The organism is Shewanella sp. 11B5 (assembly GCF_002836795.1).
Taxonomy (GTDB): domain Bacteria; phylum Pseudomonadota; class Gammaproteobacteria; order Enterobacterales; family Shewanellaceae; genus Shewanella; species Shewanella frigidimarina.
Genome location: NZ_PJAP01000986.1, coordinates 1 through 2,801 on the forward strand (window position 1 = coordinate 1; position 2,801 = coordinate 2,801).

Here is a 2,801-nt window from a genome sequence, read left to right on the forward strand (position 1 = left end):
ATAATGCGCTGTGTTTGCTTAGCGACATCAATAGCATCATTAAAACGCGACAAGTGGTCGCCTAGTAATATTAGGTCAGCACTATTTTTGGCAATAGCACTGCCGCTTCCCATTGCAACAGACAAGTTTGCTCCGGCAAGTACAGGTGCATCATTAATGCCATCTCCAAACATAGCCACATTGGCTTGTTGTTGTAATTGATTCACTAACGCTAACTTATCTTGCGGTGATAAACCTGAATGTACATCTGAAATACCGAGTTTACTTGCCAAAAACTCAACATGTCCCGAATTATCACCACTGGCAATACTGAGTTTTATATTGGCTGCTTTTAACGAATTCACGGTGGCTAAACTGTCGACTCTTAACTCATCAAGCATTTCAATTTTAGCGATCAATTTGTTATCGACAGACAGATATATCCACTGGGTTTCAATTGCCTGTGAAGCCGCTACATTTGCGTCTGGGGTAACAAATTGAGCCGTACCAATACAAACTTGCCGTTGACCGATACTCGCGCGAATGCCTAAACCTATATGATGATCAACATTTTCGACAAGGTGTTTATTATCATAAAAAGGTTTAAATGCTAGTGCGATGGGATGTAAAGAGCCTTGCTCAATTGCTGCAGCCAACGATAACACTTGCTCTGATGAGTATTCGCCAAAGGTTTGCACTTCACCAATCGATAATTGACCGCAGGTTAAGGTTCCTGTTTTATCAAACACCACATGATCAATTTTAGTCAGTTTTTCAAAAATGCCGGCTTTGCGCGGAATAACGCCTAACTTGGTAAAAATTGCCGTTGCACATGTCACAGCTGTCGGCGTAGCAAGGGCGAGGGCACATGGACAAGTGGCAACTAATACCGACAAGGTAATCCAAAAAGCATCATCGGCAGAAATAAACAACCAAACAATATAGGTTAGCGCTGCAATCGATAATATGGTTGCGGAAAAATAACGTGCTAAACGGTCGGCCACCAAAGCAATAGCTGGTTTGTTGTTTGATGCAAGTTCTTGTAAGCGAATAATTTCAGCCACTAGTTGATCTTGGCCTAACGCAGTGACTTTAACTTGCAGAGGTTGTTCGACATTAATGGTTCCGGCATAAACGGTATCATTAATCTGTTTACCTATTGGCATTTGTTCGCCGGTTAGCATGGCTTCATTGACGCTTGATAGGCCATTAACCACCTCAGCATCTGCTGCAATGACTTCACCTGGTTTGACCAAAATAATATCGCCAATGACGAGTTGTTTAGCAGCAATCTCAGTAATCTCGCCATCACGGTATAAATGTGCGGTTAAAGGAACCAGTTTATGTAAATTACTCGAACTAACAGAGGCTTTTTGTCTTGCTGTTTGTTCAAAATAGCGGCCGAGTAATAGGAAGAAGGTAAACATGGAAACCGATTCAAAATACACTTCGCCATTGGCCTGAATCGTCGCGACACAACTGGCGATATAAGCACCTAAAATAGCGATGGAGACAGAGACATCCATATTAAGCTTGCCACTTAATAAACTCCGAAGCGCACTGAAATAAAAGGGTTGAGCAGAATACAACACCACTGGAGCTGCAAAAATTAAACTCACCCAGCGGAAATAATCGCGAAACTCGACATCTAGGTCGGTAAAGTATCCTGTATATAAGGCGAGGGCAAACATCATCACCTGCATGGTGGCAAAGCCTGCAAGTCCTAAACGAAGTAAAAATTTACGACTGTCTGCTTTTGATTGTTTTTCTTGTTCATCAACTTGATAAGGTGCTGCTTGATAGCCAATTTTACTGATAATCTGCAAAATTTCACTGAGCTGAATAATTTGACTATCCCAACTTACCAATGCGCGTTGTGTAGTTGAGTTAACCAATACATTGGTGACACCAGCAATGGGTTTTAGTTTATGCTCAATTAACCATGCACAAGCGGCGCAGGTAATGCCGTCGATAGACAAAGAGGTCGAATCAATAGCCCCTTGTTTATGTACAAAGTCTTGCTGTACTTCAGGTAGATCATAAGCACTGTATTGCGACAATTGCTCAGGTATCAAAGCAGTTTGGCGATTGCCTGGCTCACTACGAAATTGATAATAGCTGCTTAAGCCAGCATCCATAATCGCTTGCGAAACCGCCTGACAACCTGGGCAGCACATAGGTTGTGGTTGCCCATTAATCACGGTTGTAAACTGTTCACCCGTTAGCACCGGCTCATTGCAATGAAAGCAAGATGTCATCTATTTATACCAGCTTAATTAAATATGCATCATTCAAAGACTTAATCGATTTACTATTAATTTAGCCAATATTCAACGTCATCTTTAATATCAATACGTTGTTGTATACGCCACTTAGCATCAAATCCTTCTATGCGCACTTCCCAAGGGCCGGTAATCGCAGCATCTAATGGGATGTGATAAACATAATTAGCATCGGCCGTTGCATTGAGGCTGAAATCTTTAGCTTCAATAGTCGGATGATAAAAACGTACATTCAGCGCAGCGCGATATTCAGGGCCACCGTGTTGAGTGATAGTTAACTCTTGATCATCGACAGTCACTAAAAATTTCATTCCAATCTGCTGAGCATACTTAATTTTGCGCAAATCCATGTTAATCGCTTTGCCTTGCTTATAATAATCTTCGGCAACTAATGAATCAGAATTATCTAGAGCAATTTTTAGTGTGGTTAAACTGGCAATAACGGCACACATTGGCAAGATGATTAAAAACCAAGGCCAAAACTGCTTATACCAAGGGAGTTGATCCGACATAATACGTCCTAAAATGGTGTTAATCAGA

2 protein-coding genes are annotated in these 2,801 nt (G+C 41.4%); both read right to left on the reverse strand.

Features of this window, described 5'->3' with window-relative positions; translation table 11 throughout:
• On the reverse strand, positions 1 to 2,237 hold a 2,237-nt coding region (locus CXF78_RS19245), incomplete at its 3' end, for a heavy metal translocating P-type ATPase (protein ID WP_102037665.1).
• 56 nt (positions 2,238 to 2,293) lie between these two features.
• Positions 2,294 to 2,773: a FixH family protein gene (locus tag CXF78_RS19250; RefSeq protein ID WP_011637475.1), complete on the reverse strand. Its 480-nt coding sequence runs from the start codon at positions 2,771 to 2,773 to the stop codon at positions 2,294 to 2,296.
• Positions 2,774 to 2,801 lie beyond the last annotated feature (28 nt).